Raw genomic sequence first — 15,179 nt, 5'->3', positions numbered from 1 at the left:
GTTGGCAAACCCCTATAAACTTGGTCCCCTTCTTCGAGAGGGAAGGAAAAGAAAAAGAGGAAAAAGAGCGCTATTTACTTTTTCTTCCGACGGAGTAAGAATAGAGCCGCCACTACTACTGCTATGACGACTACTGCAACCGCTGCAGCAATCAGCTCCATGGGTGGGCCTGGGGGCGCGGGTGGCGCGGGCGGAGCCGGGGGAGCCGGTGGCGATAGATCGACTTCGATCAACGGTCCCCTCACCGTTCCCGTCCTAACGTCCAGAGAGTCATCCGGCATGTAGTCGGCGAAGTCGCTGCCTCCTACACCCTCGCCGGGGCCGCCGGGATCATCGGGGTCGAAGGTATGAGCCCACTCGCCCCAAGCCCCTATCGGTTCGCCCGGCTTCGCGGAAGCTACGAACACGTAGACTTTACCGAGCTTCGTCCCTAGCTTATCCTCGAGGAACTTTCTGCTGATCCTCATCTCGAATGCGCTCCTCTTCAAATCGACGGCGAAAGACCCTACGTCGCCCGAAACGGAGACGCCGGACCAGTCGGGCCACTGCAGGAAGGGAGCCGCGTAGGTTCCATCAGGATAGCATGCTGCATCGAACTGGATATTGAAGTGCCAAGCGTAGTCGCCAAAGCTGGTATCGCTGGCTCCAGCGGCGGAGCTCTGCGGGGATATTACAGCGCCTGGAACCCTGAAGTAGATGTGGTAGGCGCTTACGTTGGGGTACGGGTAGGCCACGGGCCTCCCTTCGTGGTACTTCTGGCTCGGTACGCACCACCCCTCGTACAGCTCGTTGACGTCAAGGCGGATGTAGATCCAATCTTCGTCAGCGTAGAAGTATATCGCCTTCAGATCCCTGCACTTATCGTTCGCCTCCACCTTCTCGGGGGGCTCAGCTGTTGATCCAACACCGACGATCTTCGGGTCCTTCGACCATGGTTGCGTGTCACCCAGCTTGTCGACGTAGGCCGGCTGAATTCCTGCGGCGTCCCAATCGCTAACATCTCCATCTATGTTGATCTCCGGTGCCGCCAGCACTGGCAGCAGGAGAGAGGCGCTAAGGATTGCTAGCAAAGCAACTGCGAAATAAACGCTTCTTCCCGCCATCGAAGCTATGGTAAACTATTCTTTAAAAGTATTGCGGAGAGTTTAATAGTAGTTAGCGAGAAGCCACGGGTTTCCGATCCTCACGTTCACGAGCCCCTCCTCCTTAGCGACCTTGAGAGCTCTCTCCGCGTGAGCTCTACTGGTGGGCGGTAAATCCAGCATTCTGTGATCGGGGTGGAAGGCGAGCAGACTATAGGGGATTTCGGGAGAGAGGGAGGCTAGGAAGCGCGAAATCCCGCGTACCTCCTCCTCATCAATGTAGCCCGGCACGAGGAGAGTGCTTGCTGTGAACAGCGGCACTTCAGGCCTCTCGGCAGCCGCTTTAGCCACGGTTCGCGCGTTCTCGTACACTGAGCCCAAATCGACGCCGGTGAGGGCTTTGTAGACGCTGGGGGTCCAAGCCTTTAAATCGAACTTTACGATTCCGCCGGATTTCAGCGAAACTTCGATGACCCTCGGTAGCACCCTGGGGCTGAAGTGCCCGTTCGACTCCCAGCAGATCCTCATGACTCTGCCCCCCGCCCTCTGGCTGAGGAGGCTGGAGAAGTGGAGAGCGTGGAGAACCTGCGGCGCAGGGTCGCCGCCGAAGAAGCAGACGCACGTCACCCTCCTGTCAAGCGCGGCTGCGAGCAGGGTTTCCACGCCTACCTTTGGGCTCGCGGATAGAGTGCAGCTGCGGTAGAACCAGTTCTGGCAGAAGGCGCAGTTGTGGTTGCAAGCCCCGTAGAAGACGGCTAGGTTCACGTAGCCTTTCTCGCAGCCCGGCTTAACGGCGTACTTCGGGTAGCCGCTGCCCGTAGCCCCCGGGCAGAACCAGAAGGCAACGCAGTTGGTGGGGTGCGGGTCGTAGTAGTACTCGAGGACCGCGGACTTCGGCTGCCCCGACAGGTAAATCAGCCTGCCCCCCTCGTTCCTGACAAGCCCGCAGAACCCCACTCCACCCTCGGGGATGCAGCAGTTCAAATCGCAGATGCCGCATGGACGCCCCTTTGTGTCGCGGGGCGGTTTGGGCGGCAAACCCAGTTCAATGCGCTCGCGCGCGTGCTTCTCCAGCGGAACTTCGACGGCCTTCGGGTCGCTCCTGAGGCACTCGAGGCAGACGCCGATGGCCTCCGATATCAACCTAGACCGCCTGCCGCAGACCTCGCACTCCTTCTCGCTGTACCAGAGCTTCCGGGACAGGAACATACCCTGAGAAAGCGGGAAGGCACAGATATTAACCCTCCGTGTTGGCTGCTGCTCCATGATTGACCTGAAGCAGCTCTGGGACTCTTTCGCGATGCTATTCATCGTGCTCGACTCCGTCGGGAACGTGCCGATCTTCTACGCTTTGACCTCAACGCTAAGCGAGGCAGAGCGGAACCGGATCTTCACGAAATCGATAGTAATCGCGTCGATAATGCTCCTCACCTTCGCCCTGACTGGCGGTGCTATCCTGGACTACTACGGCGTCAGCATGGCCGATTTCCGGATCGCTGGAGGCCTCGTCTTGCTCCTAATCGCTCTCTTCGGCATTTTTGGGAGGATCGAGGCGGAGACTCTCAGGAGCGAGCAGGTGGCCGTCGTGCCCATGGCTACGCCGCTCCTCGCGGGCCCCGGCAGCCTGTACACAGTCATTTACCTATCGAGAGTCTACGGCACGGCACCCACGCTGGCCAGCATTGTGTTGAACACTTTGGCAGCCTACGCCATACTGCGCGCGAGCGGCTTGATACTAGAAAAAGCTGGTAAAAACACCGTCCTAGCCCTTTCCCGAATCTTTTCGCTACTTCTGGCCGTGTTGGCCGTCTCCATCATCAGGTCGGGGTTCGCTGAGGCTCTCGCCGAGCTTAGCCTAAAGGATGGTCGGTAGGAAGAGGCCCAGAATCGCGTTAATGATGTAGATCAGCACCGCCAGCACAGCGGCACCGAGCCAGCCCACGTTCTGGATCTTCTTGAGCGCGTACAGCCAGACCACAATCGCAATGATGGTCCCGAAGGGTATCTTGAGCATCGCGAAGACTCCGAAGATTACAGCACCGACCAGCGCGGTCAGCAGAGCTCCACCAAAGCTCTCCCGCTTCTGCCTTCCGGGGAACAATTTCAGCGCCAGCCAGACTGCGACGCCCGATACCAGCCATCCGATCACAAGCCCGATTATTGTTGCGAGCTCCATCATCGCCGCTCTTTTAAAGTACCTTTTTTAAATCCTTTAGTTCATGCTTTATCCAGCTTGAACGGGTCAATCCTTTCCCCGTAGCGGCTGCGGGCTTCCTTGAGCTTCAAGTACTGTTCCCTCATAAGCTCGAAAAACCGTGAGGGGGTGTCGGGGATCCGCCGGTAGATTGCCATGATCCTCTCGATCTTCGCCATGTACTGCGGAAGCCTGATGGCAAACATCTCGCTATACAGCTCCTCGCTGAAGCTCTTCCCCAGCTCCCTGTCGAAGAGTGCGCGGAGATCTTCGTAGATCGGGATGCGGCCTGTGGGCGCCTGGAGTGCATCGACCTGGGCGTTGCAGCGCATTTCCATCCACCTCAGCCAGACCCTATTGTCCCTCTTTTCCGCCAGGTACCGGCCGTCCCTCCCCCGAAGGAAGTAGTTGACAGCGAAAACCTTCGGCGTGGCCTTCAGCTTCGAGGCGAAGCGGAAGTGGAGCTCTAGGAAGGCTCCCGGCGATATCGAGAGGAAGTCGAGGATGGCGAAGGGGTTGAACTCGAGCTCACCAGTCTTCCCTAGAACGGCGGCAGTGCGCTCCGACTCGAGCGAAGCCCCCATCGTGACGATCCCGTGGAACCAGTTGAAGGCTTCCTGAACGGGCGGCCACGTATCGGGGTCCCTCCCGCCGAAGATGAAGCCCGAGACGGGCACTCCCATTGGGTCGTCGATCGCTGGGTCCAGCGTGCGGAGGTGGCGGATGCTTACAGTGAAGCGGGCATTGGGGTGCGAAGGCGGCACCTCCCTGCCGGTCTCGTCTCGCATGCCGGGCCACCAGGGGCCTGCGTAGTTTAAACCTCTTTTCGGTTCGCAGGGTTTCCCCCGCCACCACACCTCTCCATCATCTGTCAGGAGGACGTTAGCGAAGATTATCTCGGCGCTCGAGTCGGTGAGGATCGCGTAGAGATCCGGGTCGTCCACCGGGTTAACGTCGTCTATGATCCCAAACATCCCAACCTCAGGATTGATGGCCCGAGCGACGCCGTCGACGTCCCTGATAATCGCCAGGTCGTCGCCCACGACGGTGTCCGCAATCATGGCGGTCGCTGTCTTACCGCAGCCCGCTGGGAAGGCTCCGGTGAAGTAGGTTACTCCGCCGCTGCTGTTGCGCATCCCGATTATGAACATGTGTTCCGCGAGCCACCCCTCCCTGTACCCCTTGTAGACCGCGAGCCGGAGGGCGAGCTTCTTCAGTCCGACCGTGTTGCCCGCGTACTGGGTGTTGACGCTGTAGGTAGCGTTCCCCTCCAAGTCGATGTAGATCCTTCTGCGCTCAAAGTTCCTGCTCCAACCGTTCTCGTCCCTCTCCCCGGCGGCGTGGACGAAGAGCATGTACTCTAGCTCCCCTCCTCGCTCGATGAAATCCTCGTAGCAGCTGCGGTAGAGGATGTCCTCGCTGTGCACGACGTAGGCGGAGTCGGTGATCTGGACCCCGTACAGCGAGAAGGGCGAATTGCGGGGCCCGTAGAGGTAAAACGCTACGAACATCTCCCTCCCCCGCATCGCCCCCTTCACCAGCTCCGCTATCTCGCGCAGCCCCTCCTCACGTTCAAGCGAGTTGAGCAGCGGAACCCGCGCTCCACCGGTCGTCAAAATGCGAGTGTTGACCTTATCCCGAGCCAGGTCGTGCGGCCCATCGAAGTGCACGGTGTGGATCGGTACTCTCGATGGCAACTCCTCGCGGTTCTCAAGAGCCCTCCTTCTCACGTATGCCCTATCCTCAGGCGAGCCCGTGTGCACGAAGATTCGGCTCGGCTCAGCCAGCGCCGCTACGTATGCAACATCAGCGTGGAGCCTCCTGCTGGGTATCTTGAGGAGCCTCTCGACCTGATCCCTCGGCTCTAGTCTATTGAGAAGCTCGAGAGGGTCTATACTCGAGAACTCGCGCTCAGCGAGCGAGCTCACGGGCGAGTAGGCGCACGGTTGCTAAAATGCTTTAAGCAAAACTCTCTTTATCTTGATGGAGGAAGGGAGTGCATGGTTCGGCTTAGGGAGCTGGGAAACCTTTACTGGTCCTCATGCCCCGACACGGAGCTCATTGAAGCCCTCGCCAGAAGAGGGGTAGCCCTGGTGGTCGATCTAACGGAGGGCGAGTGCAGCTACGCCGTGCCGCCCGGCGTCGAGAGGCTTGAATACCCGATACCCGACTTCTCCTACACGGCGTTCGAAAGCGTGCTGGTGGACGTCGCCCTACCCGTCCTCGAGAGGTTGAAGCGCGGTGAGAAGGTTCTCGTCCACTGCCGGGGCGGCATCGGTCGGAGCGGCGTTACGGTCGCGATGATTTTGGGGTTGAGGGAGCGAATCTCGCGGAACGACGCTAGGCAGAGGCTGTCCAGACTCGGGTTCGTCGGCGAGACGCCGTCCCAGTCGCTCGCGTTCAGGTGGTTCTTCAGGGCGAGGGACGTCATCGGAGTTGATCTGGTGGCGAGGCTCGTCAACCACCTAAGGAGGGTTAAGAGGGGGGCTCTCAGCTACTGGAGCGCTTACGGGGTTCACGCCTCAACAGTCGCTGGAGTAGCTCTGGACGTCCTGGAGGCCGTAACCGACAGGTTCGGCGTTTCACGCGGAGACCTGCTCAACGCTTACGTGGCCGGCCTGGCTCACGATGTCGGCCGGGTCCTATCGGGGGGTGGGGAGCACCCGTCGGTTGGAGCAGAGTTCGCCCAGAGGCTCTGGGAGTCAGAGCGAGCGTGGGACCGCGAGATCGTTTCTAAGGCTATTTACCACCACGAGGATGAAACAGACCTCCTCGCCGACCCAAGCTTGAGTGAGCTGGGGTTCAACGCGCAACTAGTGGCCTCCGCTGTGAGGCTAGCCGATACTTTCGAAAACGCGTATAGGGGTGAGGGCTTCTACTACGGGGCTGAGCTGAGAGGTTCAGAGCTCGTCCTGCTCCTAAGCCCCGAGGCCTGGGCCCTGCCGCTCGAGAGGCTGGAGAGGAGAGCTGAAGCCTTCACCAGGCTCACGGGTTTGGAAGTGCGAGCAGAGACACCGTAACCTTTAAGCGTGCCTGCCTGCGCAGCCGCCCCTCATGCACGCGTGGAAGTCGCACGCCGATGCGCTGCAGAATAGGGGCGCCCCCTCCCCGAGACTGGGGCTCCTGGTGGGTGCGCTGGGTGGCTGGGGCAGGGTACTCGAGGTGGGCTGCGGGAGCGGCCGTAACACAATCCCCCTCGCGATGCAGGGAGTGGAGGTTGTAGCCCTCGACGTGGCTATCGAGCCGCTCCTCCTCCTGGGCGCTTGCTGCGAAAGGGTTAGAGCTACAGCGGAATTCCACCTCCCCTTCCCCGACTCCAGCTTCGATGGGATCCTCGACTCCTACGCCTTCACCTTCATCTCGAACCGGAAGCTGTACGCTAGAGAGCTGCACAGAGTTCTCAAGCCGAAAGGCCTCCTACTGCTCGAGTTCGACGAGGAGCCGCACGTTAAAAGCCACAAAGCTCTGGAAAGAGCCCTGCACGCAGCCTTCGGAGGCCTCTTCGAGCCCCTCGAGGTGCATAGAATACACCACGCATGGGGTATCGTACATGAGGAGGGGGTGAGAGAGGTGCCGGCAATCGCTGCTCTACTGCGCTCCTGCAAGGATTGAAGCAGCCCCTAGCCTCAATGGCCGTGCCTGCGAGAAGCCTGCCTACCTCTCCCTTTCTCCCTCCTTTCCAGGATGAGCAGGAAGAGTAGGAGTAGCGCGAGCAAAAGGACGGAAAGCAGGAGGACTATCAGTGCTAGATTGAGCTCCATTCTCCATCCGGCCTTAAGGACCGTGGGATTCATGACCACGAAGGAGAAGGTGGGAGTTGCCGAAACCTTCCTTCCGTTCTCGTACCATCCTTCAAAAACGTAGTTGACGAAGAAGCTCTCGGTAGCGATACTCGGCTCCACTGATACCGTTGCAATCGATCCTTCGGCGTACCACCCTTCACCCGAAGGCTTCCCGTACTCGCTCCTCACGGTCACGTAGTGCTCGACTCTATACGTGGCGTTTAGGACGGTATCCTTCACCACCTTCACTGGGCGTGGGTTATCACGCGCACCATCGCTCCATCCGTCGAAAACTAGCCGAGTCCCCCCATAATTAACGCGGGCCGTTACCTCAAGCCTACGTTCAACACTCGAAGTTTCAAAGCTTACGCTTCGCCCAGTCTTGTTTTCATTGTCTAGAGCCGCCCAGAAACCGTCGCCGGGGAAATTCACAGTCAGCACGTAGCGTGTCGCATAGCGTGCGTAGATTCCATTGACTAGGAAGGGGCTCTTCCCCAGGTTTCCAGCCAGGTGGATTGAACCGCCTGCGGGGTAGACACTCGTCCAAGTCGATTGGTTGCCCGCAGGAAGGGTCCAGGAGCCGAGCAGAGTCCCATCGAAGCTGTACTGGAGGTAAACTGGGAGCATGCTCCCATTTACGGTCGTGTGCCCAACGACATGGATCTCGCCCTCGTGAAGAGCGAGATCGATGAAAGAATCACCCCCAGCGTTCCCGAAAGTCCTCCACCAGATAACCTCCCCCCTCAGGTCGAGCTTAAGCAGTACTCCATCGAATCCCCCCTTTCCATAGGAATCCGTGAAACCGCACACGTACATTGCACCATCAAGCTCGATGCTCTTGAAGAAGTCATTCCCCTCTCCTCCCCAAACCCTGGTTTCGACTAGACCGCTACTCTCATCAATTACAACCACCAACCCGTCAACGTTCCCTCCCGAGATGTATGGCGATGTTGAACCTGCAACGTAAATCTTCCCGGTACTCACGACGAGGGATTCGGCTTCCTGATGACCACTCGCGACGAGTGTGTTCTCCCATAGGAGGGAGCCCTCCTTATCATACTTTTGGACTACTACATCGAAGCCTCGGTCGCCCGAGTAGTACGCCTCTCCGACAACGTAAACCCGATCCCCCCTCACGTAAACGCCCTTAAACTCACTGAATACAGGGGACCCCACCCACTCCCTCTCCCAGAGCCTCTCAAGGTTAAGAGTGAACGCAGCTAGGAAGCCTGTCGTCTTCGGAAGTGTATCATGTTCAAGGAAACCCGCAGCGTATATCCTCGAGCCATCAAAGGCGAGGCTGACGATCATGCCTCCCTCCTCCGATAAGTACGAGGATAAGCTCCCGCCTTCATCGAGCTTCAAAAGCGTCCAAACGTTGTTTCCGAACTTCCCGGTACACCCACCAATGTAGACGCTGCTGTTAACGACGAGGATGTCGTTGAAAACCGCATAGTCGCCCTCCCTACCGACCACCAGAAAGCCCTCCTGAACGATCCTCTCAGGAAGAGCTGATCCTGAGCCTACGGCCAAGCAGAGGAGTAGCAGGATGCACAGCACGTATCGGGCTACCCTATCCACCATCAATAACATCTGCAATACCTTCCTTTTAAACTTTTATCTTAAAAGAACTCTTAGGAAAACACCTATAATGTTTAGGAAAATAATTATTATTAACAAAAATTTTTCCTTATGCTTCTAATAGCCAATTTTCTAAAAGTTCACACGTCCAGCTTATTGAACAGCCCGTTTACATGCTTCGGTTTTTACTGGATACCGCAGCAGATAGGTTTGAAAAAGCCTAGATTGAGGTGGATTGCAGTTCTGCTCTCAGCCTTAGGCATCTTCATCCTGGGAGTTTGCGTCGGCCAGCTTCTCCCGGGAAGGTTCGGGGTTACCGCCCAAACTTCGGCGCCCATAGCACTGCCCACAGATAGCGAACGCTACAGTACGCTAGCATCGAAAGGGGCTAGTGAATCCTTGGGAAGCGGTGGCTCTGAAGTATCGTACTCGATCCCTGAGGGTAGGAAAGTGATCTTGGAGGGGTTTGTAAGGCTTCGAGTAGGCGAGGGAGCTGTTAAACGCGTGGCTGAGGAACTGGCTGGAGCAGCTCTCATGCTCGGCGGATACGTGGGTGAAACGAACGTGAGGGAGGACGGAGGTTATGCTGTCCTCAGAGTACCCAGTGAACGCTTCGATGAAGCCTTGGAGGAAGTTAAGAAGCTGGGTGAAGTAGTTGAGTTGAGAACGTTTGCTAGGGATGTGACCGAGGATTACGTGGATTTGAAAGCCAGGTTGAACGCTTCGCTAGCGCTGGAGCAGAGGCTCCTCCAAATGCTCGAGAGAGCGAAGAATGTGGAGGAGATGCCGAAGGTTGAGGAGTGCCTTTGGAGAGTGAGAGCGCAGATTGAGGTCTACGCTGCGCAACTCAAGAACTTGGAGAGGATGATCGAGTACTCCACGATCTACGTCTACATCGAGGCTCCACCAAAGGAAGTAAAACCCATCATCCAGTTCCCCACGTTTGATCCTACACCCGCGGTAGCGAACGCGCTAAGCCTGCTTTTCTCCATAGTTTACGCCATTATCACGGCTTTGATCGGTCTTTCACCGCTGGCGATCGTGGGTGCAGCCGGTTTCCTCGGTTACAAGAGGATGAGAAAGGGAAATGCTGAAAAGGAACGGGTGTAACCTTCGGGTTGATACTTTTTTCTCGATTTTTCAGAATAATTCTGCCCACAGGGATCTTGTCACTATTCAGGTTTAGCACTAGTCAGAAACGTCGAGGTCCGGTATGGTTGACCTTTTACTGTTGATAGGCCTGTAGACTTGATTGATTAAAACGATCGCTGCAACCGCGTAGCTACAACGTTCGAAAGCAGCCATTTTGCGCTTATTGTGCAAAGGGCTTCTGAGCTAAAAATACCAATATAAAGACTGATAGATAAACATAAATAAAACTACTTAGCGCTTTGGTTGTGGGAGAAAAGGTTGAAGTTAGAGCTGAACGCATTCTAACACCGCCCATCCTTGTAGCCGTTATCCTCCTGATTGTCGTATCCCAGCTAGTGTGCGCTGTCGTGGTATCGATCTCGGGTGTCATTAGAGGATGGTTCATAGGGCCCATCTACATCCTCCTGCTCCTCGAGGCGCTCGGCAGGATATCGCCCAGGTTTAGGCTCCGCCCCGCGCAGCTGCTCTTGCTGCTACTGCCTCTGTGGTACGCGGCTGGCAAAGCGTTCATGATCACCGGTGCCGGCGGGGAAGGTTGGGGCGACATCATCTCCCTCGTCGAGACGTTCAGGGTCAGAGCGTTAGCTGACCCAGCGGTCCGCGCCTGGTGCTGGGATCTTACACCGTCCCTCATCGCGCCGAAGGACCTAAGGCTGGTCGAGAGGGCTTGGAGGGGGCTCATCCCGGGGGAAGTCGTCGAGTGGAGTGCTTGGCTGCCGTCCACCGTCTACTGGGGCCTATGGCTTGTCGTAACCACAGCGATGATCATCACGCTCGTTTATGCGGTCATAGGCCCCCAGACGGTTGAGGTCGAGAGGCTCGTCTACCCGATGAGCGTCCCAGCCACCGTTCTGCTCACGAACGCCGGCACGTGGGTTGAGTCGAAGGGGAAGTACAAGTCGAAGCTCTTCGACCTCTCAGACGTCAGAGTGAAGGTCTTCTGGATCTCATTCGCCGTTGGAGCTGTCTTCCTCTCGGTAATCCCGATGGTGATGGAGGTTTTACCCATTGTCCCCATCCTGGGAGCAGCTTTGTGGGGCGAAATCCCCATCCCCCTCCACCAGTACACTGCGACCGTGCTGCCGGGTGCCTGCTTCTTCACGGTCTTCATAATCCACCAGGCGATCCTCATGACGCTGCTGCCGTACGACGTCCTGATCACACCGCTGATCGTGTGGTTCATCTTCTACGTGGTCTACACCACCGTGGGTGTGAGGCTCGGCCTCCTGCCGTACGCGCCCGACGTTGAGAGCCAGGCCCACATATGGTTCGGTATGAGACCTCCCTTCCCCATGGCCGAGTTCGGCTCAATAGGGTTAACGCTCGGGCTGGGGCTGCTGACGCTCTGGGAGGCGAGAAGGACGCTCCCACGGCTGCTGAAGGGCGAATCCGAGCTCCCGGTCAAGCAGCTGCTCTACTTGTTTGCTGGCCTCTTCATCGTTTGGCTGGCTTTGTGGACTGCGGCTGGCGCGAACCCCGTAATGATGGTCTACTTCTTCATCCTCTTCATCCTCTGGCAGATCTCCATCGTAAGGTACTACGCCGAAATCTGGTGGCATCCTCCCACGATGGAGACATACTACCTGCTGATCTGGCCGGTGGGGGCTTCTATAGGCGCGTGGGCCAGCGTGCCGGCTCAGAGCAACCAAGCCCTCTACATCCAGAACATGGCCCTCGTAGTGCACGGGAGCGGAGCCGCGTACAGGCAGATACCCTACAACATGGGCTGGGTCGCGCACACGTACAAGTGGGCTCGCGACCTCAACGCGAACCTGAACGATGTGCTCATCCTTCTGCTAGCCGTCGCGGTGGTTGGTTGGCCGCTCGGCATGTTCGTCAGCACATGGTGGATGCACCACGTCGGCGGCTACGCGAGATTGAACTACATCTACAACGCCTGGGCGGTTGACATGGCGCTGGATCAGGGGGTGAGAGGGTTAACCTACCACGCCACTCTACTCGAGATGCCCTTCTGGTACCACGCTCTGCTGGCCGTCCTCGGCATCGCTACCGTCTTTTCGATACAATTCCTCCGGATGCGCTTCGCCTGGTTCATCATTAACCCCACAGCGCTCGCCGCAACCCTCTGGCTGCCGCACTACATGTGGAGCGCATCCCTCGCGGCGCTCATCGCCAAGTACCTGGGCATCAGGATCTTCGGCGCTAGGAGGTACGAGGAGTACGCCTCCTACGTGGCTGCAGGCCTCTGCTGGGGGCTGGGATCCGGCTACCTCCTAGCCGGCATCTACGATCTGCTGGTGAACGTGATACCGAAGTTCAGAGCCTTCTATGTCCCCTGAAAGCGCTACATGATGCTCGTCACGAGCTTGCCGGTCTGATCGTAAGCCTCTATTTTTACTAGCCCCTTCAGCTTCCCTCCCTCCAGCTTGGGCAGCAGGACTCTTTCAACCTGGAAGAAGCCGGCCATGTCTTTGAAGTGTATGGATACAACGATGGGTACGCCGTCCCCGGGGGAAATCTCAACCCGCTTCACGTTCAGCGCGGATAGGGAGTGCATGTCCACCTTACCCATCTTGTAGGGGATGCGGGCCCGGCCCTCCGACATGTCCAAGCCGTCCGCGAGCTTGACGATGCTCGCCTCCAGCGTTAGAGCCGGCACGTCCATCGCCGTGGAGTGTATGGCGGAGAGGATCTCCTGCCTGATCAGGACGCGCTGGCGGAGCGGGCGCGGCAGCAGCTTCGCTAGCAGCCTGTCAACGATGTCCTTCGCCAGCGAGCTGCCGATGGCCTCGTGGAAGTGGCGGTGCACGGCGTTCCCGATGTCGTGGAGGTAGCTCGTTAGGAGCAGGATCAGCTTCACTTCGTCCAGGCTCCTCGCAGTCCCGTGCTCGATCGATGTGAAGCGTATGCCGCGCTGGTGGAGAATCTGCATGAGCTCGATCGAGGTCCCAGCGACGATCCGCGCGTGAACCGGCCCGTGGTCGTTGTAGCCGAGCCGCTTAACCGCGTTTATGTTGCTCATCTCGAGGAGCGCGGAAACCTCCTCATCGCCTTCAAGCTCCCTCACGACTAGCGCGACAAAGGGGTCTGTAGCGATCCACTTGTCCAGGATGTCCCTCGAAACGATAACCGTGGGCCGCTGTCCGCTCATGATCACTCTGGGTATGACTGGCCTATTTACCTTGCTGAAGGTTGAGAAGGCGGCCGGGCAGGGAAGATCGAGCTAGGAGGTTCCGGCGGTGCGTTGCCAGGCCTCCCAGCTCGAGTTAACCCCCGAGCCTTCGCCCGAGGGTTTACCCGGGCTAAGAGGCTTGGCAGCGCATCGTCGGGCCTCTTAGCTCGGTCTTCCCTGCCCGGCGTGGTATGCGGCGCGGCGGGCTTTAAAGTGGGTTACCACGAGGGGCGAAACTTTCGCGAAGCTTAAGCATGTTTAGCTGTGGCACACCTTTTATACCTACACTTTAGAGTTCCCGCTTGCGAGCCCTATGCGCGAAGGTAAGTACGTTCTCGCGATAGATCAGGGGACGACCGGTACTCGCGCCATGATCTTTAACGCTGATGGGCTGCCCGTGCCCGGTGGCTGGGCTTACCGCGAGCACGCGCAAATCTACCCGAGGCCGGGCTGGGTTGAGCATAACCCGCTCGAGATCTGGGAGAAGGTGAAGCTGGTTGTAAAGGAGGCTTTGGAGAGGGCCAGGATCGACGCTAGGGAGATCGCGGCTATCGGCGTCACAAACCAGCGGGAGACGACGGTCGTGTGGGACGCGAGGACGGGCCAGCCCGTCTACAACGCGATCGTGTGGCAGGATCGCAGGACGGCTCCGCAGGTCGACCGCTTGAGGGATTGCTGCTTTGAGTTGATCAGGGAGAAGAGCGGGCTCGTCCCCGACTGCTACTTCTCCAGCACGAAGCTCTGGTGGATCCTAGACAACGTCCCGGGGGCTCGGGAGAGGGCCGAGAAGGGGGAGCTCGTGTTCGGCACGATCGACACGTGGATCGTGTGGAACCTGACGCGCGGCTCCAGGGACGTCATGACCCCCGAGCGCGGTGGGGCGCACGTGACCGATTACAGCAACGCTTCGAGGACGATGCTCTTCAACATCAGGAAGCTCGACTGGGACAGCGAACTACTCGAGCTCCAGGGCCGCATACCGCAGGAGATGCTCCCACTGCCCAGACCCTCCAGCGATAGGGAGGTGTACGGGTACACGGGCCCCGAGGTTTCAGCGCTCCTGGGCGGGGCCTCAGTGCCTGTGACGGGGGACGCGGGCGACCAGCAGGCGGCTCTCTTCGGCCAGGCGGGCTTCGACGTGGGTGACGTGAAGTGCACCTACGGGACCGGGAACTTCCTCCTGATGAACACGGGCGCGAGCCCCGTGCCGTCGAGGCACGGGTTGCTCACAACCGTCTTCTACTCGATGGAGCCCCGCAGGGCCGTGTACGCGCTGGAGGGGAGCATCTTCATCACCGGCGCCGCGATACAGTGGCTGCGAGACGGCCTCAAGATCATCGAGGTTTCAGCCGAGATCAACCCGCTCGCAGAGGCGGCGGCCGATACGGGCGGAGTCTACTTCGTCCCGGCCTTCGTCGGGCTGGGCGCGCCCTACTGGGACCACTACGCGAGGGGTTTGATCATCGGGATCACGAGGGGGACGGAGCGGAAGCACATCGCCCGCGCGGCTCTGGAAGCCATCGCGTACCTCACCAGGGACGTTGTGGAGGCTATGAAGGCCGACACGGGCAGGGAGATCACCGTCCTCAAGGCCGACGGCGGGGCCGCGAGGAGCGACTTCCTCCTCCAGTTCCAAGCCGACATCCTGAACGTCAGGGTCGTGAGGCCGGTGGTCTTCGAGACCACTTCGCTCGGCGCAGCCTACCTGGCCGGCCTCGCGGTCGGCTTCTGGAGCAGCCTCGACGAGGTGCGGAGGAACTGGAGGGCTGAGCGCGTGTTTGAGCCGAGGATGGACCCTGAGACGCGAGAGCGCCTCTACAGGGGCTGGAGAGCGGCCGTCCAGAGGGCTCTCGGCTGGGCAAAGGAGGTGCCCTGGGCCTACGGCTACTAGGTGGTTGAGTGAAGGTCGCGATCGTTGGCGCGGGCGTAGTAGGTGCTTCCATCGCCAGGGTGCTCAGCGCGTACGAGGGCTTCGAAGTCACTCTGATCGAGAGGATGCCGGACGTCGGCTGGGGGGTTAGCAAGGCTAACACCTCGATCATCCACCCCGGACACGAGGAGGATCCGAGGGTCCACCCGCTCCGCGCGAAGCTCTGCGTAGAGGGTAACCGCCTTTGGAGGGAGTGGATTAAGGAGCTCGAAATCCCGGCTCGCTGGCCGGGAGAGCTGATGGTGTTCTCCACGCCCGAGGAGGAGCGGGAGGCGTTGAAGTACATCGAGCTTGCGAGGGTGAACGGAGTGCCCGGCGTAAGGCC

13 protein-coding genes are annotated in these 15,179 nt (G+C 58.9%); 7 read left to right on the top strand and 6 right to left on the bottom strand.

What is annotated here, in order from left to right; genetic code table 11:
• Positions 1 to 74: 74 nt before the first annotated feature.
• On the bottom strand, positions 75 to 1,103 hold the full coding sequence (locus QXF46_03995; GenBank protein ID MEM0226013.1) for a hypothetical protein: 1,029 nt from the start codon (positions 1,101 to 1,103) through the stop codon (positions 75 to 77).
• A 42-nt stretch (positions 1,104 to 1,145) separates the two neighbouring features.
• The gene (locus tag QXF46_03990; protein MEM0226012.1) at positions 1,146 to 2,291 is read right to left on the bottom strand and encodes a radical SAM protein; all 1,146 of its coding nucleotides are present in this window, start codon (positions 2,289 to 2,291) and stop codon (positions 1,146 to 1,148) included.
• Between the two features lie 55 nt (positions 2,292 to 2,346).
• On the opposite strand from QXF46_03990, the gene QXF46_03985 reads away from it, so the two are divergent.
• Complete coding sequence (locus QXF46_03985) at positions 2,347 to 2,955, top strand: MarC family protein (GenBank protein ID MEM0226011.1); 609 nt, start codon at positions 2,347 to 2,349, stop codon at positions 2,953 to 2,955.
• Here QXF46_03985 and QXF46_03980 read toward each other — a convergent pair.
• Together QXF46_03980 and QXF46_03975 are read right to left on the bottom strand one after the other, a co-directional pair.
• Complete coding sequence (locus QXF46_03980) at positions 2,938 to 3,261, bottom strand: hypothetical protein (protein MEM0226010.1); 324 nt, start codon at positions 3,259 to 3,261, stop codon at positions 2,938 to 2,940. The genes QXF46_03985 and QXF46_03980 overlap by 18 nt on opposite strands.
• A gap of 38 nt (positions 3,262 to 3,299) precedes the next feature.
• Positions 3,300 to 5,204, bottom strand: coding sequence for a phosphoenolpyruvate carboxykinase (GTP) (locus tag QXF46_03975; protein ID MEM0226009.1), 1,905 nt, complete (start codon positions 5,202 to 5,204; stop codon positions 3,300 to 3,302).
• Between the two features lie 72 nt (positions 5,205 to 5,276).
• On the opposite strand from QXF46_03975, the gene QXF46_03970 reads away from it, so the two are divergent.
• Positions 5,277 to 6,296, top strand: coding sequence for an HD domain-containing protein (locus tag QXF46_03970; GenBank protein ID MEM0226008.1), 1,020 nt, complete (start codon positions 5,277 to 5,279; stop codon positions 6,294 to 6,296).
• Positions 6,297 to 6,330: 34 nt separating this feature from the next.
• The gene (locus QXF46_03965) at positions 6,331 to 6,888 is read left to right on the top strand and encodes a class I SAM-dependent methyltransferase (GenBank protein ID MEM0226007.1); all 558 of its coding nucleotides are present in this window, start codon (positions 6,331 to 6,333) and stop codon (positions 6,886 to 6,888) included.
• A gap of 14 nt (positions 6,889 to 6,902) precedes the next feature.
• Here the strand turns inward: QXF46_03965 and QXF46_03960 are convergent, their stop codons facing one another.
• Positions 6,903 to 8,642: a hypothetical protein gene (locus QXF46_03960; GenBank protein ID MEM0226006.1), complete on the bottom strand. Its 1,740-nt coding sequence runs from the start codon at positions 8,640 to 8,642 to the stop codon at positions 6,903 to 6,905.
• A gap of 207 nt (positions 8,643 to 8,849) precedes the next feature.
• Here QXF46_03960 and QXF46_03955 point away from each other — a divergent pair, with 207 nt between their 5' ends.
• Both QXF46_03955 and QXF46_03950 read left to right on the top strand, forming a co-directional pair.
• Entirely contained in the window at positions 8,850 to 9,749 is a 900-nt protein-coding gene (locus QXF46_03955; GenBank protein ID MEM0226005.1) for a DUF4349 domain-containing protein, read from the top strand.
• Between the two features lie 287 nt (positions 9,750 to 10,036).
• Entirely contained in the window at positions 10,037 to 12,091 is a 2,055-nt protein-coding gene (locus QXF46_03950; protein MEM0226004.1) for a hypothetical protein, read from the top strand.
• A 5-nt stretch (positions 12,092 to 12,096) separates the two neighbouring features.
• Here the strand turns inward: QXF46_03950 and QXF46_03945 are convergent, their stop codons facing one another.
• Entirely contained in the window at positions 12,097 to 12,903 is an 807-nt protein-coding gene (locus tag QXF46_03945; protein ID MEM0226003.1) for an HD domain-containing protein, read from the bottom strand.
• Between the two features lie 334 nt (positions 12,904 to 13,237).
• On the opposite strand from QXF46_03945, the gene glpK reads away from it, so the two are divergent.
• Positions 13,238 to 14,815: a glycerol kinase GlpK gene (gene glpK, locus QXF46_03940; protein MEM0226002.1), complete on the top strand. Its 1,578-nt coding sequence runs from the start codon at positions 13,238 to 13,240 to the stop codon at positions 14,813 to 14,815.
• A gap of 8 nt (positions 14,816 to 14,823) precedes the next feature.
• Positions 14,824 to 15,179: FAD-dependent oxidoreductase (locus tag QXF46_03935; GenBank protein ID MEM0226001.1), on the top strand; the 356-nt coding region annotated here is incomplete at its 3' end.

It is taken from the genome of Thermofilaceae archaeon, from assembly GCA_038731975.1.
Classification (GTDB): Archaea; Thermoproteota; Thermoprotei; order Thermofilales; family Thermofilaceae; genus JANXEW01.
Note: the sequence above shows the minus strand (reverse complement) of the source record. Positions and strands in the feature narration are given on the sequence as shown.

Bases quoted from the DNA above. Each gene is read 5' to 3' on its own strand.
- QXF46_03995 (MEM0226013.1), bottom strand. From the start codon at position 1,103: ATGGCGGGAAGAAGCGTTTATTTCGCAGTTGCTTTGCTAGCAATCCTT.
- QXF46_03990 (MEM0226012.1), bottom strand. From the start codon at position 2,291: ATGTTCCTGTCCCGGAAGCTCTGGTACAGCGAGAAGGAGTGCGAGGTC.
- QXF46_03985 (MEM0226011.1), top strand. From the start codon at position 2,347: ATGATTGACCTGAAGCAGCTCTGGGACTCTTTCGCGATGCTATTCATC.
- QXF46_03980 (MEM0226010.1), bottom strand. From the start codon at position 3,261: ATGATGGAGCTCGCAACAATAATCGGGCTTGTGATCGGATGGCTGGTA.
- QXF46_03970 (MEM0226008.1), top strand. From the start codon at position 5,277: ATGGTTCGGCTTAGGGAGCTGGGAAACCTTTACTGGTCCTCATGCCCC.
- QXF46_03965 (MEM0226007.1), top strand. From the start codon at position 6,331: ATGCACGCGTGGAAGTCGCACGCCGATGCGCTGCAGAATAGGGGCGCC.
- QXF46_03960 (MEM0226006.1), bottom strand. From the start codon at position 8,642: ATGGTGGATAGGGTAGCCCGATACGTGCTGTGCATCCTGCTACTCCTC.
- QXF46_03945 (MEM0226003.1), bottom strand. From the start codon at position 12,903: ATGAGCGGACAGCGGCCCACGGTTATCGTTTCGAGGGACATCCTGGAC.
- glpK (MEM0226002.1), top strand. From the start codon at position 13,238: ATGCGCGAAGGTAAGTACGTTCTCGCGATAGATCAGGGGACGACCGGT.